Annotated in this window: 13 protein-coding genes and 1 pseudogene; 6 read left to right on the top strand and 8 right to left on the bottom strand. The window is 65.7% G+C overall.

All coding sequences use genetic code 11. The features are described from left to right. Positions 1-133 precede the first annotated feature (133 nt). A complete protein-coding gene (locus M9979_RS00285; protein ID WP_254287326.1) occupies positions 134-1,030 on the top strand; it encodes an AraC family transcriptional regulator in 897 nt (298 codons plus the stop codon). Between the two features lie 31 nt (positions 1,031-1,061). Here M9979_RS00285 and M9979_RS00280 read toward each other — a convergent pair whose 3' ends face one another. Next, positions 1,062-2,252, bottom strand: a complete 1,191-nt coding sequence (locus M9979_RS00280) for an MFS transporter (RefSeq protein ID WP_254287325.1) — start codon at positions 2,250-2,252, stop codon at positions 1,062-1,064. Next, complete coding sequence (locus M9979_RS00275) at positions 2,245-3,393, bottom strand: serine hydrolase domain-containing protein (protein WP_254287324.1); 1,149 nt, start codon at positions 3,391-3,393, stop codon at positions 2,245-2,247. Before M9979_RS00275 ends, M9979_RS00280 begins: the two co-directional genes overlap by 8 nt. A gap of 65 nt (positions 3,394-3,458) precedes the next feature. Between M9979_RS00275 and M9979_RS00270 the strand changes: the two genes are divergently transcribed. Then, the gene (locus tag M9979_RS00270) at positions 3,459-4,088 is read left to right on the top strand and encodes a TetR/AcrR family transcriptional regulator (RefSeq protein WP_254287323.1); all 630 of its coding nucleotides are present in this window, start codon (positions 3,459-3,461) and stop codon (positions 4,086-4,088) included. Positions 4,089-4,120: 32 nt separating this feature from the next. Here M9979_RS00270 and M9979_RS00265 read toward each other — a convergent pair whose 3' ends face one another. Then, positions 4,121-5,458 (bottom strand): MFS transporter, encoded by a 1,338-nt coding sequence (locus M9979_RS00265; protein ID WP_254287322.1) that lies wholly within the window; start codon positions 5,456-5,458, stop codon positions 4,121-4,123. 200 nt (positions 5,459-5,658) lie between these two features. Between M9979_RS00265 and M9979_RS00260 the strand changes: the two genes are divergently transcribed. Beyond that, a complete protein-coding gene (locus tag M9979_RS00260) occupies positions 5,659-6,669 on the top strand; it encodes a LysR family transcriptional regulator (protein WP_254287321.1) in 1,011 nt (336 codons plus the stop codon). Beyond that, positions 6,644-6,745, top strand: a pseudogene (locus M9979_RS17320) (hypothetical protein); the annotation flags it as partial. The gene M9979_RS00260 and the pseudogene M9979_RS17320, both read left to right, overlap by 26 nt. Positions 6,746-6,819: 74 nt before the next feature. Here the strand turns inward: M9979_RS17320 and M9979_RS17315 are convergent. The 4 genes from M9979_RS17315 to M9979_RS00235 all read right to left on the bottom strand — a co-directional run bounded on the left by M9979_RS17315 (position 6,820) and on the right by M9979_RS00235 (position 9,700). After that, the gene (locus M9979_RS17315) at positions 6,820-7,065 is read right to left on the bottom strand and encodes a type III PLP-dependent enzyme domain-containing protein (RefSeq protein WP_254287553.1); all 246 of its coding nucleotides are present in this window, start codon (positions 7,063-7,065) and stop codon (positions 6,820-6,822) included. Further along, positions 7,062-7,241 (bottom strand): hypothetical protein, encoded by a 180-nt coding sequence (locus tag M9979_RS17310; RefSeq protein WP_254287552.1) that lies wholly within the window; start codon positions 7,239-7,241, stop codon positions 7,062-7,064. The genes M9979_RS17315 and M9979_RS17310 overlap by 4 nt, the downstream gene beginning before the upstream one ends. Before the next feature lie 59 nt (positions 7,242-7,300). Further along, positions 7,301-8,248, bottom strand: a complete 948-nt coding sequence (locus M9979_RS00240; protein WP_254287320.1) for a sugar phosphate isomerase/epimerase family protein — start codon at positions 8,246-8,248, stop codon at positions 7,301-7,303. An 867-nt stretch (positions 8,249-9,115) separates the two neighbouring features. Then, positions 9,116-9,700, bottom strand: coding sequence for a TetR/AcrR family transcriptional regulator (locus M9979_RS00235; RefSeq protein ID WP_254287319.1), 585 nt, complete (start codon positions 9,698-9,700; stop codon positions 9,116-9,118). Positions 9,701-9,796: 96 nt separating this feature from the next. Between M9979_RS00235 and M9979_RS00230 the strand changes: the two genes are divergently transcribed. Both M9979_RS00230 and M9979_RS00225 read left to right on the top strand, forming a co-directional pair. Beyond that, complete coding sequence (locus M9979_RS00230) at positions 9,797-10,864, top strand: alcohol dehydrogenase catalytic domain-containing protein (protein WP_254287318.1); 1,068 nt, start codon at positions 9,797-9,799, stop codon at positions 10,862-10,864. A gap of 69 nt (positions 10,865-10,933) precedes the next feature. Next, a complete protein-coding gene (locus tag M9979_RS00225) occupies positions 10,934-12,967 on the top strand; it encodes a TonB-dependent receptor plug domain-containing protein (protein ID WP_254287317.1) in 2,034 nt (677 codons plus the stop codon). Between the two features lie 31 nt (positions 12,968-12,998). Here the strand turns inward: M9979_RS00225 and M9979_RS00220 are convergent, their stop codons facing one another. After that, positions 12,999-13,301: a cation diffusion facilitator family transporter gene (locus tag M9979_RS00220; protein WP_254287316.1), complete on the bottom strand. Its 303-nt coding sequence runs from the start codon at positions 13,299-13,301 to the stop codon at positions 12,999-13,001. Positions 13,302-13,327: the final 26 nt, after the last annotated feature.

Genomic DNA, 13,327 nt, shown 5'->3' with positions numbered 1-13,327 from the left:
AGTTGAACGCGGTCCTGCGCCTTGCGGACCTGTCGGTGTTGCTTCGGAAAAGATGAGCGATGGCAGTCCAACGATCCATGCCGTACAGTCCGACTATCTTTCGCGATGATACGGATTTGACGCTTTGGACCCCTTGTCCGACGTTCTTTCCCTGCTGAGGCCCAGGACCGCGATCAGCGCAGGGCTCGATGCCGGCGGCGAATGGGCGATCCGGTTTCCCGCCCATAACGGCATCAAGTTCAACACCGTGTTGCGTGGCGCTTGCTGGGTGAGGGTGGACGGCGAACCAGAGCCGATACGGATCGAGGCCGGAGACTGTTTCCTGCTCACCCGTGGACGGCCGTTCCTGTTCGCCACGGAAGACGCGCCGCCGCCCATCGATTCCGCGACGATCTACGATCACGCGGCGGACGGCATCGCGACCTGCAATGGCGGCGGCGACTTCTTCCTGATCGGCGGGCGCTTCGCGTTCGAGGGCGATCACGCCGGGCTGCTGTTCGACGCGCTGCCACCAATCGTCCATATCCGCGACGCCTCCAGCCAGGCGGCGGTGCTGCGCTGGTCGCTGGAGCAACTGGCGCTGGAATTGAAGCAGCGATCGCCCGGCGGCGCGCTGATGGCGGACCATCTTGCGCAGATCATGCTGCTTCAGGTGCTGCGGCTCTGGCTCACGTCCGGCGAAAAGTCCGGCTGGCTCGGTGCGCTCGCCGACCAGCGGCTGACCCGCGCGCTCGGCGCCATGCACGCCGCGCCGCAACGCCGCTGGACGCTGGCGGAACTTGCGGCTCTGGCCGGCATGTCGCGCACCACCTTCGCCGAACGCTTCCGCAATGTCGTGGGACAGACACCGCTCGACTATCTGGCGAACTGGCGGATGCGCCTGGCCGCCGATCGGCTGCAGCGCAGCGGCGACAGCGTCGCCACCATCGGCTTTTCCGTGGGCTATGAATCGGAAGCCGCGTTCAGCACAGCCTTCCGCCGCGTGATGGGCCGCACGCCGATGCAGCACCGGCGGTTGTTCGTGGCGTAAACGCTCCGACGCTTCGCATTTCCCATGGCATTTAGCCGGCCGCTTCGGTGCGGGACGTCTTGCGGGGGCGTTTTACGACCACGACCGCGATGATCGCCACCGTCGCCGCCAGTGCGGCCACCGAAGCGGCCACCAGCGGAATGGCCGCCAGTCCCCATCCGGCCGATAGGGCGGCGGCGCTGGCCCCCGCTCCGATGGCGTTGCCGAGATTGAAGGCGCTGATGTTGAGCGTAGAGGCGAGGTTGGGCGCGGCGCTCGCTGCTTCGACCACCATCGCCTGCGTGATCGCACAGACCGCGAAGGCGAGAATACCCCAAAGTGTGACGATCACGGTCGCGGACCACGGCGTGCGACCGAACGCAGCGAAGATCAGCAGTATGGTCGCGACCCCGGCCAGGATTGCGACGAGGCTTGGTCCTGCGCGCCAGTCGGCGAGCCGGGCGCCAAGGTAATTGCCCGCCGTCAGGCCGATGCCGACCGCCAGCAGCACATAGCCGACGTCGCCCTTGGCCACCTCACCGAGCTTTGTCAGAATCGGCGTGATGTAGGTGAAGAAGCCAAACATGCTGGTCGAGGCGAGGGTGCTGATCGCAAGCGTCAGCCAGACCTGCGGCGCCTTCAGGACGCGGACCTCCGCGACGAGATCGCGCGCCACCGCGACCGGCGGCAGCAGGCGCACCATGCCGAGGAACGCGACGACGCCGATGCCAGCGACGGCAAGAAAGGTCGCACGCCATCCCGCCGCCTGACCGATGAACGTGCCGAGCGGCACCCCGATGACATTGGCGATGGTCAAGCCGCTGATCATCAGCGCGATCGCCTGAGCACTGCGGCCCGGCGCGGCGAGCCTTGCCGCGACCACCGCTCCCGTTCCGAAAAAGGCCGCATGGCACAGCGCGGTGACGATCCGCGCCAGCATCAGCAGCGTGTAGGTCGGCGCGATGGCGCAGCCGAGGTTGCCGGCGATGAACAGCGCCATCAACCCGACGAGCGTCGCGCGCGCCGGCACGCGTGCCAGAAGCGCCGCCAGCACCGGCCCGCCAAAGGCGACACCCAGCGCGTAGCTCGACACGAGCAGTCCGGCCGCCGGGAGGCCGACATGCAGATCGGCCGCCACCTCCGGCAACATTCCCATGATGACGAACTCGGTCGTGCCGATGCCGAAGGCCGCGACCGCCAGCGCGACCAGCGGCGCTTTCGCAGGACGCGCCGCATCAGCCATAGATCGCATCCCGCAGATCGGTGACGAACTGTCCGCACATCCCCTCGAAGGCCGTATCGGTCAGCGCGACGACCGAGAGCCCGTTCACCCGGTCGACGAACCAGTTATGGCCGTAGGCGCCGCCCCATTGCAACGTTCCTGCCGCCTGCGGTGTGCCGCTTGGTGCGGGATCGACGAGGACGGCCCCGCCATAGCCGAAGCCCCAGCCGGGGCCTTGCGTTTCCGCCTGCGGCCCGACCTGATCGCGCATCATCGCCGCGACCGTTTCCGGTTTCAGGACCGGTGCGCCGCCCGTGCGGATCACTTCGAGGAAGGTCAACAGATCGGCCGCCGTGCCCGCCATGCCCGCACCGCCCGACGGGAAGGAGGCGGGATCGAAGATACGCGCCGGCGTGAACGGGATTGCGCCATCTCCGGCCTGCGGCGGCAGCGGCACCGTGATTGTGCCTTCGATCCGCACCGGGCCGTGAGCGCCATCGGCATAGGGCACCGCCAGGCGCGAGAGATCGGTGACGGCGAAGCCGGTGTCGGCAAGCCTCAGCGGGCCGGTGATTTCATTGCGGACGATGGCATCGAGGGGATCGCCGGTGGCTGCTTCCAGCACCGCGCCGACGACGTCGATGCCGAGCGAATAGCGCCACCCCGTGCCGGGCGCGAAAACCAGCGGTGCCTGCGCCAGCCGATGCAGGTTGTCGTCCATCGCGCGGCCCGGCCGATCGAGACCGTCAGAAATGCCGAGCTGATGATAGGCGCTGCCCTCCGGTTCGAGGAAGCCGTAGCTCAGACCCGATGTGTGCGTCAGGAGTTGGTGCAGCGTGATCTGCGGCTTCGCACCGTTCGGCACGGCGGGACGGAAATCCGGGAGCCAGCGGACGACGGGCTGGTCGAGCGCGATCACGCCGCGTTCGACGAGGCGCATCGCGGCCGCTGTCACGAACGGTTTCGATACCGAGGCGAAGCGGAAAATCGCATCGTCGCGCATTGGCGCCCCCGCCTCGCGATCGAGGAAGCCGGCCGCGCGCCTGTAGGTGATCTTGCCGTGCCGGGCGACGAGGACCACCGCGCCGACGAGCCTGTTGTCCGCAAGGGCCCGGTCGATGGCCCCATCGATCCTGGCGCTGCGAGAAGAATGCTGACTCATCGAGAGGCGTCCTGTATTATCACTATGATCGCTCCATAAAGCACGACTGGTGATGGAATTCTAGAGTGAACGATGTGAAAAATAGAGAGGCTCCGGCGCGACGCCGTGGTCGACCGCCGGCGTTCGACCGCGCGGATGTGCTGGCAAAGGCGGGGGAGACCTTCTGGCGGCTCGGCTACGAAGGCGCCTCGATCATGGATCTGACGGCCGCGATGGGGATCACGCCGCAGAGCCTCTATGCCGCCTTCGGCTCGAAGGCCGATCTCTATCGGGAGGCGCTGGGCTGGTACGGTACGGCCTTCGCGACCCTGACCGACGACATGCTCGCCGCGCCCGGCGTGCTGGGCACGCTGACCGCCTGGCTGGAGGCGCAGGCCGCCCTGTTCACCGACGCCTCTTATCCGCCGGGTTGCATGATCTCGACCGCCGTACTCGGCTGCGCGGTGGAGAATGATCCCGTTTCCAGGATGGTGTCGGCGATGCGGGAGGCGACGATCGCGCGCATCCGCGAAAGGCTGGAACGCGCCAAGGCGGAGAGAGAGCTGTCATCCGCCGCTGACCCTGCCGCGCTCGCCCGCTTCGTCGGGGCGATCATCCAGGGCATGTCGGTTCAGGCTCGCGATGGCGCGGGTCGGGCGGAACTGCTCGCGATGGTCGGGATCGCCAACGAGGAACTGGCTCGCCAGCGGGCGTGATCGGGCAAGGCAGGCTTTCCGCCCCCTTCCGGTCAGATATGGGCATCCGGTCGCACGTTGCGCCGACCGATCCAGCCTATCGCCAGCGCAGCCGCAAGCGCGTAGACGGCGGCGGCCAGGATCGTCACGCGCCACAAGGCGCTCGACCAGTTCGGCGCGAGCGCCACGGCCGCGCCGGCGGCGGCGACGCCGAACAGGCTTCCGATCTGACGCATGGCGTTCAGCAGGCCCGACGCGACGCCCGACGCGGTTTCGGGAACCTGTTCGAGCACGACCGCAATCATCGGCGGCACGGAGGCGGACGTGCCGGCGCCGAAGATGGCGAGCGCCGCCACGATCGCCGGCCAAGCCGCATGGGCGACCAACAGTTCCGCGGCGAGCGGCACCGACAGCGCCGCGAGGATCAGGCTGCCGGCGATGAGTCCGTGGGGCGACATATGGCCCTGCAGCCTGCCGGCGATCACGTTGCCGGCGGTCAGGCTCGCCGCGACGGGCAACAAGGCGAGCCCGGTCTGGCGCGCGTCGAGCCCGTAGTCGCCGTGCAGGTAAAGGCTCAGGACGAACAGCATCCCGAAATAGCCGACATAGACGAGACACCCGACGAGATTGGCGGCGACGAACACCGGGTTGCGGAACCAGACGAGCGGAACCATCGGGTCGCGGACCCGGCGTTCGATCAGGAACCAGGCGGTGGCGGCGCCAGCCGCGATGGCACCGGCCAGCCAGACCGCCGGTGACGCGACGCCCCGTTCCGGACATTCGATCGCGGCGAAGCACAGGGCACCGAGCATGACGATACTCGCGACTTGCCCGGCCCAGTCGAACCTCCGCGCGCGCTGCACCGACCTGTCCGGCACGATCCACGCCGTCAGCATGAACGCGAGCAGGCCGGTGGGCAGGTTGACGAAGAAGACGCTGCGCCAGCCGAAGCCGCCCACCAGAACGCCACCGGCAACGGGTCCGATCGCGGCGGCGACGGAGGCGATGCCGGCCCATGTCGCGATCGCCTTCGCCCGATCGTCGGGATCGTTGAAGACGCTCCGCACGATCGCCAGCGAGGCGGGGAGGAACAACGCCGCTCCCGCACCTTGCATGAAGCGCGCCGCGACAAGCCAGGCGACGGTGGCGGCGCCCCCGCATATCGCGGAGGCGGCGGCGAACAGCGCGAGGCCGACAAGATAGACGCGTTTGGCGCCCCAGCGATCGGCGAGGATGCCGCCGGCGAGGATCAGCGCCGCCATGCTGAGCGTATAAGCATCGACGATCCAGGCGAGGCCGCCGACCGTCGCATCGAGATCGGCGCGCATCGCCGGCAGCGCGACATTGACGATGGTAGCATCCAGCACCGCCATGAACATACCGCCTGCCACCAGCCAGAGGGATAGCCTGCGCCGCCTCGCTGAGATCGCGTCATGTTCGATGCCGGCGTTATCGGCGTTGCTGCCCTCCAAAGTGTCGCATCGCATCATCGGACATCTCCTGTCCGCTTCAATTTTAAGAGTTAAAATGATGCAACAAAGCAGCGCTTATGCATTATCATGATGCATGGATGCATCGTAGATTTTGAACGGTGGAGAAGGCCGCATTGAACTGGGACCATGCCCGCTTCTTTCTGGCGGTGGCGCGCGCCGGCACGCTGCGCAGCGCCGCTCGTCAACTGAAGGTCGATCAGGCGACGGTCGGGCGGCGTCTGGCGGCTCTCGAAGACGAACTCGGCGCACGGTTGTTCTTGCGCACGCCGTCCCTGTACGTGCTGACGCCGGCCGGGGAGGCGTTGGTCGAACCGGCCGAGGCGATCGAGCGCTCCGTCGCGCAGATGGAGCGCCGGGTATTGGGGCTCGACGAGCGGCTGACCGGATCGGTGCGGATCGCGACAACAGACTCGCTCGCGAAGCGGTATGTGCTCCCCGCGATCGCCAGCCTGCGACAGGCGCATCCCGGCATAGAGATCGTCTGCCTGACCTCGCAGGACATCGCCAACCTCACCCGGCGTGAGGCCGACATCGCCATCCGCACCTTGCGGCCGGATGCGCCGGACCTGATCGTGCGGCGCTTGGCGACGCTGGAAACGGGCATCTACACCGCACGCGCCTATCTCGCTCTGCGCGGTACGCCGGTCGCCGGTGGCGCGTTCGCGGGCCACGATCTCATCGCCTATCAGCAGAAGGTCACGCCGACGGGGCCCGAAGCGCTGTGCGGGGAATCGGTCGCCGGCGGGAGGATCGTGTTGCGGGCATCGTCGTCGGTCACACTCGTCGACGCCGCCGCCGCCGGTATCGGCGTGGCCGAACTGCCCTGCTACCGCGCCGATACCGAAGCCGAGCTGGTGCGGATCATGCCCGATCGCGCCGGCACGTTCGATGTCTGGCTCGTCGCCCACGCTGATCTCTACAAGACCGCGCGGGTGCAGGTGACGATCGACGCGTTGGTCAGGCAATTCGCGCCAGGCACGGCAAGCGTCGGGCGATCATGCACCGTCCACCTTTGTCAGCGTTACCCGATCCATTATCTGGCAGCCCATGAGAACCGAATGACATGCCAGGCGAGGAGGCTGGATGGCGCGCGCGGACCGGCTTCTTGAGCTGCTTCAGGTTCTTCGGCGACGCAGGCGGCCGGCATCCGGGCAGGTGCTCGCCAATGTGCTCGGCATTTCCATCCGGACGCTTTATCGGGATATCGATGCCCTGCGGGCGCAGCGCCTCCTTGACCTTGTTGCTCTGCAGATGGCCGGTCATCGACCAGCGAATCGCTTCTTTCGCCAGCGCTTGCGCCTTGCGGGCGCCCTCCTGCACCTGTTCTCGCCAAGGTCGACTTGTCCTGCGCGAACGGCTTCGAGGATACGGGACGGCTCGATCGTCTTGGTGACGAGGACCAACCGCGCCGCATCGCCTGCGCGGCCGGATTGCAGAGCCGCTGCCGCGATCCGGGATTTTACGAGCTTCAGATTGGCGGTCACATCCGCCAGCGTCGCCGTCACGCCCGCACGCCTTGCAGCCATTCGGTCAGCATCCGCCGCGCCGCATCACGCAACGCCGGGCGGAAGCGGGAGGCGTCTGCCATGGCCGCGACCAGCGATCGGTCCGCGGCAACGAACTCGGCGGCTGGAGCGGTCTCTCCATGCGGAATCACGCGCAGACCGATGTGGACCGCCACGTCGCATATTCCAAGCGCGACAAGCAACTCCCTTCAACCCAGCCGCCGCGCTGCTTCGCTCATGCTCTTAGCCCCAGCAGGTACTTCGCGCTGATTTCCGCCGCCTCGATCCGTGGACGGGCGAAGGGCGGTTCCTGCTCGACGAAGAATTCCGTGATGCCTGCCCGGCGTGCGGCACCGATCAGCTTGGGCCAATCGAGACTGCCGGAGCCCACCTCGGCCGGTATCTGCTTCATCTCGTAATTGGGCGCCGTCCCCTTCTTGATGTCCTTTACGTGCATCAGGCGAAAACGCCCCGGATGCGCCGCGATGACCGCTACCGGATCGAGGCCGGCCGCGGCGACCCAGCCGACATCGAGTTCGAACGAGACCGACCCAGGATCGGTGTGCTTCATCAGCACGGCAAAGGGGGTGGTTCCCTCCAACCGGCGGAACTCGACGTTGTGATTGTGGTAGTACAGGCGGATGCCGGCCTGCCGGAACGCAGCACCTCGGCGGTTCAAGAGGTCGGCGATCCGACGCCAGTCATCGAGCGTCTTGCTTGCTGCGATCCGGGAGAGCGCCACCTCTATCGGATCGCGGTTGCCCTGAAGCAAAGCCGGCGAGAAAGGGAAGATGGACACGCCGGCGAAGCGCACGCCGGCCGCACGGGCGCGTTCGATCAGAGCGGGGAAGTCCGCATCGTTCTCCAGCGCCATGGGGTTGAGGTGCACGCTGTTGCAGGACAGACCATGGCGAGCCGCCGCGGCCCGAAACCCAGGCTTGGCCATCCTTTCCAGATCGCACTCGAACCGCCGATATCCGATCCGCGATAGCGCCTGGAACATGCCTTCGGGGTCGGACGTGAACTCGCCATTGAGCGTGTAGAGCTGGATCCCCAGCGGTCGGTCGTCGAGGTTGAAAAGCGATCTGGATCGACCGGCGCCCCAGGCTGAGGTCGCCATGAGCACCGATGCCCCGGCCATGGCAGCAAGCGAGCTGCGCCTCGTGAACTGTACTTCAGGCATGACTGTCCTTTCCATTCGCCACTGGCAATCTATCCGCGATTGAGGCGGCCATCGTCAAAGGCCCGCGTTGCCTTGACGATCCTGACGCGCCTCTCGTGACAACACCGTCCATGTTGGATGCGCGCACCGACACGCAGTCCAAAAGTCCGCGGCTGGCCAAATCCTCGGAACAAGGTGTCCGCTATACCGAAGGCAAATCCCGGCGGCTGATTGTTGTCGAATTGTGTTGACAAACCCTTCGACAGAGAAGTGCTTGCCTTGCATCTCGTAACGGACAAGCACATCGCTTCGCCACCGCGCCTCGTTAACATAGGCTGGTCGCTCAGATAAGACACATTGGATTTGGTTTGGTAGTGCGCACTGATATTCGGCGTCAACGTGCCAGCCCACTCAGATCGAACAGATGCGAATAGCCTACGCGGAACGCAATTCCGCTGCCGCTGCCGATGATGATAATGCCCTTGTTCGCGAATCTGCTTATCATAACCACTCTCCCCGAGCGGCCGCTTTGGCGGTCTCGAGGCGCCTTCTTCGGAACCGTTCTTGTCGTTCTATGACGGGACGGATCAGAGAACGCGTCGGGTCCGACGCATGCCGCACACCCCATGTTTACGTGGACGCATTCCAAGGATCGATCGTGATTTTGTCAACGCCGGGCGAGAGCCACGCAAGTGGACACCTAATGGGAGGACGTCGGCGGTGTCCAGCACCGATGACCTTGCCCACTGTCTCCAATTTATACGGACGGTCGGCTGCGCCGCCGTGGCCCACGAGGTCTTGATAACGATCGCCCGGCGACCCCAATATCGTCGTTATCGACAATTCGCCGGGAGGATCGCGGGAGCGCGACCGGATGGTCCGCGCGGATCAGTCCAGGCTGCGTAGCGCGACCGGCACACTCGCCATCAGCCGCGCTTTTGGGACACCGTCGCGGGCCTGAACCGACAGCCCGTGCAACATCGTCGCGAAATAATCTCCTAAAGCTTGCGCATCGGTGTCCGGTGAGAGTTCGCCGTCGGCAATGGCCTTCTCCAGCCGCTCGACCAGCGATAGGGTTCGACGCCGCCGCAACTCGGCGAGCCATTCGCGAATGCCGTCATTCTCGCTGGCGCAGTTGGTGGCGGCGCTCACCACCATGCAGCCCTGCGGATGGCCGGGACGGGTATAGGTCTCGATCGCCTCGATCAGGATACGCTCGATCGCGCCATGGACGGTCGGCTCCTCCGCGAGCGCGCGGGTCGCGAACCCGCCTTCGCCCTCGTCGTACAGGGCGATCGCTTCGCGGAACAAGGTCTCCTTCGATCCGAAGGCGGCGTAGATACGCGCGGAGGCCAGGCCGAGCGTCTCGACAAGATCAGCCATCGATACGCCCTCATAGCCCCTCGCCCAGAAGGCATCCCGCGCCTTCATCAGCGCGGCATCGCGATCGAACTGCCGTGGCCGTCCGGCCATCGCTCATCTCCATTGTTGATTGAACAACAAATAATCCGCTTGACTTCGGATCGCAAGGCTTCATTCTTGGTCGATCATGCAAGAATGGAGGCCGTCATGCGCGCTGCCGTCGTCGAAGTCCTGGAAAAGCCCCTCGTGGTGCGCAACATTCCCGATCCTGAATGTCCGCCCGATGGCGCGATCGTGCGGATCGGCGCCAACGGCATCTGCCGTACCGACTGGCATCTGTGGACCGGCGACTGGACCTTCAGAGGCCTGTCGATCGAGCCGCCCTTCGTGCTGGGGCATGAGTTCGCCGGCATCGTCGAGGAAGTCGGTTCGGAGGTCGGGCATTGGAAGAAGGGCGACCGGGTCGTCTATCCGATGAACCTGGGCTGCGGCGACTGCGCGCAATGCCGCAACGGGCACCAGCATATCTGCGACATCGGCCATACGCTGGTCCCCGGCGTGTCCTTCTGGGGGGCGTTCGCGGAATATTCGATGGTCCGCTATGCGGACGAGAACTTCGTGCGCGTGCCTGACAGCATGTCGCTGCTCGATGCTGCCAGCCTCGGTTGCCGCTACATGGCGGCGTTTCGAGCCGTGGTCGATCAGGCGAACACGCGCGGCGGCGAATGGGTCGCGGTGCACGGTTGTGGCGGGATGGGGCTGTCCGCCATCCAGATCGCCGCCGCGGTCGGTGCGAGGGTGATCGCTGTCGACACCTCCGAAGGGGCGCGCGACGCGGCCGGCAAGCTGGGCGCCGCCCATGTCATTGACCCGCGCCAGGCCAATCCGGTCGAGGCAATCCGCGATCTGACCCGGGGCGGCGTGCAGGTATCGATCGACGCGCTCGGCATCGCGGAAACCTGTCTCAACTCCGTCCTTTCGCTGCGCAAACGCGGACGGCACGTGCAGATCGGCCACACGACGCGGGTGGAGGCCGGCTACGTGCCGCTGCCGATCGACGTCATCCTGCTCAACGAGCTTGAGCTCTACGGCGCTTTCGGCCTTCAGGGGCACCGCTACGGTGCCATGCTGGCCATGTGCGAGAACGGCCTGCTGGATCCCGGCAAGGTCGTCAGCCAGACCGTGGGTCTCGACGGTATCACGCCGGTCCTCGAGGCGATGGGACCTTATGACACGGTGGGCGTCGTCGCGATCGATCTCGCCATCGAAGGCTGAGGGGGCGCTTGCTGACCTCGACGGTCGGACGATCGATCTGAGCTTGACCCTGTAGTAACTACAGCCTCTATGGCGCCGTGCCTGAGAACCGTCGCATGGATTGCGGCGCAAAATTGGGACGGTATTTTGACGTTTGAAGTTCATTTTCGTGAGCTGGTCGTGCCAGCGATCGTGGCGTTCTCTGCAGCCATGATCGCGCCGATCCCGGCCGCCGCCCAAGACAGCCCGGCAACGACGGAGCCTGACGAAGGTGACGACATCATCGTCCAGGCGACCCGCACGGGACGCCGGGTGCAGGACGAGCCGATCCGGGTCGAAGTGCTGGACCGGGAAGAGGTTGAGGAAAAAATCCTCATGACTCCAGGCAATATCGCGATGATGGTCAATGAGACGCCCGGCTTACGCGTGCAGGTCACGTCGCCTGCGCTCGGGGCGGCGAACGTGCGCGTGCAGGGCCTCAAGGGCCGCTATACGCAAATCCTCGCGGATGGCCTGCCGCTTTACGGCGGTCAGGCACCCGCACTCGGCCTGCTTCAGATCGCGCCGACCGATTTAGGCCAGGTCGAGATCATCAAGGGTGCGGCTTCCGCGCTCTATGGCCCTTCTGCCCTGGGCGGCGTCATCAACCTCGTGTCGCGCCGGCCCGCGCCGGAACAGCAGGGTGAGTTGCTGCTGAACGCGACCAGTCGTGGCGGGCAGGACGTGACCGCCTATAATTCCGGCCCTCTGACCGACACGTTCGGCTACTCGTTGACGGGCGGCTTCAACCGGCAGGATAGGCAGGACATAGACGGTGACGGCTGGGCTAACATACCGGGCTACGAGCGCTGGACGTTGCGACCGCGGCTCTTTTGGGACGATGGGAGCGGCAGCAAAGTCTATCTCACCGTAGGCACTCTGACCGAGCAGCGCCGGGGCGGAACGCTTCCCGGGCGGGTGGCACCCGACGGTTTGCCCTTTCCCCAGGATCAGCGCAGCCGGCGTCTCGATGCCGGCCTGAATGCGCAGACGCCGATAGAGGGTATCGGCACGCTCTATCTGCGCGCGTCCGGGGTGACACAGTGGCATCGGCACACGTTCGGCGCCGTCGTGGAGAATGATCGCCATCGCACCCTGTTGACTGAAGCCTCGCTGGGCGGCGGCACCGGCGGCATGACATGGCTCGCTGGCGCAGCCTATCAGATCGACAGCTACCGCTCGCGCACGTTCCCGGCGTTCGATTACACCTATCGCGTGCCGGCGGTTTTCGCGCAGATCGAGCAGAAGCTGCTTTCTGATCTGACATTGGCGGGAAGTGCCCGTCTGGACGATCACAGCGCATATGGCACGCGGGTCAGCCCGCGCGTGTCGATGTTGTTCAAGCCGGGGCCTTGGACCGTACGCGCCTCGGTTGGCCGAGGCTTCTATGCCTCAACGCCTTTCATCGAAGAGGTCGAAGCGGTGGGACTGTCTCGCATCGAGCCGCTGCGCGGTTTACGCGCTGAGACGGCCGATACCGCCTCGATCGACTTTGGCTATGCGCGGGGGCCGATCGAAGCCAGCCTGACGCTGTTCGGTTCCAACATCGACCATGCCGTGCAACTTCGCGACGCAAGCGCGACCCGCGCCCAGCTGGTGAACGCCGATGGCGTGACGCGCACGCGCGGGGCCGAACTGCTGCTGCGTTATCGCTGGGAGGCAATCACCTTCACCGGCAGCTACGTCCTCACGGATGCGCGCGAGCCTTATCCGGATGGTCTGGGCCGGCGCCTTGTTCCGCTGACCCCCCGCAATACGGCAGGGCTGACGGCGGTGTGGGAAAAGCATGGCCGTGGCCGGATCGGGCTGGAAGCCTATTACACCGGCCGGCAGGCGCTGGAGGACAATCCCTATCGAACCCACAGCCGCCCCTATGTCGAGCTGGGCGCTATGGGCGAACTCACGCTCGGGAAAGTCAGCCTGTTCATCAATGCTGAGAACCTGCTGAATTTCCGCCAGACCCGCTACGATCCGCTGCTGCTGCCGCGCCGTGCGCCAGATGGCGCCTGGACAGTCGATGCGTGGGGGCCGCTCGACGGACGGACGATCAATGGCGGCGTGCGCTTCCGGTTCGGGGGCGATTGAAAGAGCATCATCGCGCAGGCCGGATTGGCGATCAATACCAGCACGCCGATGAGTCCATCGTTTCCGCTTTCGGCAACGTGCCCGCGACGGCCATCCAGACCGTACTGCCTAGGATCCAGAGGCCGAACAGCAGCAAAGACGCACCTTTCAGCAACGCGGCACGCGCCCGCAATTGAAGCGCGAGACCAGTAACGGCCAGGCTGATCGTGTAGTTGGCGCTGTATCCCAGAAAATCGAGCGCATCAGCCTTGAGCGAGGCCGATTGCGCGGCGACGCCGGCGACGATCTTCACGGTGAACATGCCTGCATTGATCGCCAGCGCAATCCACGGCACGCGCCGCCAAGCTTTGTGCTGGGTTG

This window comes from Sphingomonas liriopis, from assembly GCF_024211255.1.
Classification (GTDB): Bacteria; Pseudomonadota; Alphaproteobacteria; order Sphingomonadales; family Sphingomonadaceae; genus Sphingomonas; species Sphingomonas liriopis.
The sequence above is the reverse complement of the archived record's forward strand: the minus strand, read 5'-3'. Positions and strand labels throughout refer to the sequence as shown.

Coding starts and splice junctions, on each gene's coding strand:
- M9979_RS00280 (WP_254287325.1), bottom strand. CDS start 2,252: ATGGCTGATGCGGCGCGTCCTGCGAAAGCGCCGCTGGTCGCGCTGGCG.
- M9979_RS00235 (WP_254287319.1), bottom strand. CDS start 9,700: ATGGCCGGACGGCCACGGCAGTTCGATCGCGATGCCGCGCTGATGAAG.
- M9979_RS00230 (WP_254287318.1), top strand. CDS start 9,797: ATGCGCGCTGCCGTCGTCGAAGTCCTGGAAAAGCCCCTCGTGGTGCGC.
- M9979_RS00275 (WP_254287324.1), bottom strand. CDS start 3,393: ATGAGTCAGCATTCTTCTCGCAGCGCCAGGATCGATGGGGCCATCGAC.
- M9979_RS00225 (WP_254287317.1), top strand. CDS start 10,934: ATGGCGCCGTGCCTGAGAACCGTCGCATGGATTGCGGCGCAAAATTGG.
- M9979_RS00240 (WP_254287320.1), bottom strand. CDS start 8,248: ATGCCTGAAGTACAGTTCACGAGGCGCAGCTCGCTTGCTGCCATGGCC.